The following is a 1,216-nucleotide window of genomic DNA, read 5'->3' as shown; positions in this document are numbered from 1 at the left end:
CGTCCCTTCTCTATCTCTCTCTTTATCTCTATCTCTTTCTCTAACTCTATCTCTATCTCTGGTGGACGAATGTCGGACAAATGTCCGCCGTTTGTCCGGGGCGCGGAAAGAGCCTTGTTTTGGAGCCTCGCCGCACGCTTTCGCTCGGCCTCGGTGGAGGACTGGCCGATCAGCAGTTCAATATTGCTCATGTAGAAGGTGCCGCTGTCCAGCACTTCCACAAGACCCAGCTTCAAAAAGATCTGCAAGGCTCTCTCCACAGTGCCGATCTGCTGGCGGGTAATGGTGGCGATCATCTGCGCCGTGTAAGGAATGTCCTCGTCAAGTTGAAGCCGTCCGCCATGTTTCAGCGATTTCAGATACAGCTTGAGCAGAATGTTGGAATATAGCACACCATCCTGCGTACTTTCCAGCAGCACGATGGAATCATCGTCAAAATAGTTTTCTTTGAGTTTCAGGTAATAATATTTTCGGTTGTCTGACATAGGGTTCCTCCTTGGGGTTTCTCTTGGGATTCTGTACGCATTTTAAGACCGTTTTAGGGGTCGGAGGATAAATCTATCAGCCTGCCTTTGATACCCTCGAAAAAACCCTTGATTTACAAGGGTTTTTCAGCCCCTAAAGCGTGACATTTCTCCCGTTGTTTCCGCTTGCGCTTTGCGGCGTTGATCCGCTTCATGCGTGCGGCACATTCCGGGCAGTATTTGGCCCGGTTGGAACCGGGGGTAAACAGCGCCCCGCATACGGCGCATTTCTTCGCATTCAGCCGGTGGAACAGCGCCGTTTCCAGTTCCTTATCCTGCGGTAATACTGCCGCCCGAAACCACCTGCACAACAGGGAGTAGGAAATAGACTGGACACAGACACATTCCTCCCCATCGTCCAGGGCGATACAATTTCCGTCGATGTAGTTGCAGCACTCATGCACCAGCCTCCGCGCTCTGCGGTACTGGCGGTAATCCATGACGGGGATAGGTTCAGTCTTGTCGTTCTTCATAAATGATTTCTTTCACAAAGCAGGTAACCTCCTTGAATGAATTTATTGTTAAATATTCGTGCAAAGTATTGTTTTCTTCGTGCAAATGGCATATACTATAATTGCCAGCAGAAAGGGGTTGATCGTATGGCTGGAAATACCACAAACATCAGTATCCGCATGGACGCAGATTTGAAAGCGCAAGCGGACGCACTGTTTACTGAACTTGGCATGAACCTA

Annotated in this window: 2 protein-coding genes and 1 pseudogene; 1 reads left to right on the top strand and 2 read right to left on the bottom strand. The window is 49.6% G+C overall.

Translation table 11 applies throughout. The features are described 5' to 3' along the window. Both IEY11_RS03750 and IEY11_RS03745 read right to left on the bottom strand, forming a co-directional pair. Positions 1 to 485, bottom strand: a 485-nt coding sequence (locus IEY11_RS03750; protein ID WP_188885833.1) for a phage replisome organizer N-terminal domain-containing protein, incomplete at its 3' end; no start/stop codon positions are given. A gap of 113 nt (positions 486 to 598) precedes the next feature. After that, positions 599 to 997, bottom strand: coding sequence for a cysteine-rich VLP domain-containing protein (locus IEY11_RS03745; RefSeq protein WP_188885832.1), 399 nt, complete (start codon positions 995 to 997; stop codon positions 599 to 601). Positions 998 to 1,123: 126 nt separating this feature from the next. On the opposite strand from IEY11_RS03745, the pseudogene IEY11_RS15300 reads away from it, so the two are divergent. Further along, positions 1,124 to 1,216, top strand: a pseudogene (locus IEY11_RS15300) (type II toxin-antitoxin system RelB/DinJ family antitoxin); the annotation flags it as partial.

Source organism: Butyricicoccus faecihominis (assembly GCF_014648015.1).
Taxonomy (GTDB): Bacteria; Bacillota; Clostridia; order Oscillospirales; family Butyricicoccaceae; genus Agathobaculum; species Agathobaculum butyriciproducens.
Note: the sequence above shows the minus strand (reverse complement) of the source record. Positions and strands in the feature narration are given on the sequence as shown.

Bases quoted from the DNA above. Each gene is read 5' to 3' on its own strand.
- IEY11_RS03745 (WP_188885832.1), bottom strand. From the start codon at position 997: ATGAAGAACGACAAGACTGAACCTATCCCCGTCATGGATTACCGCCAG.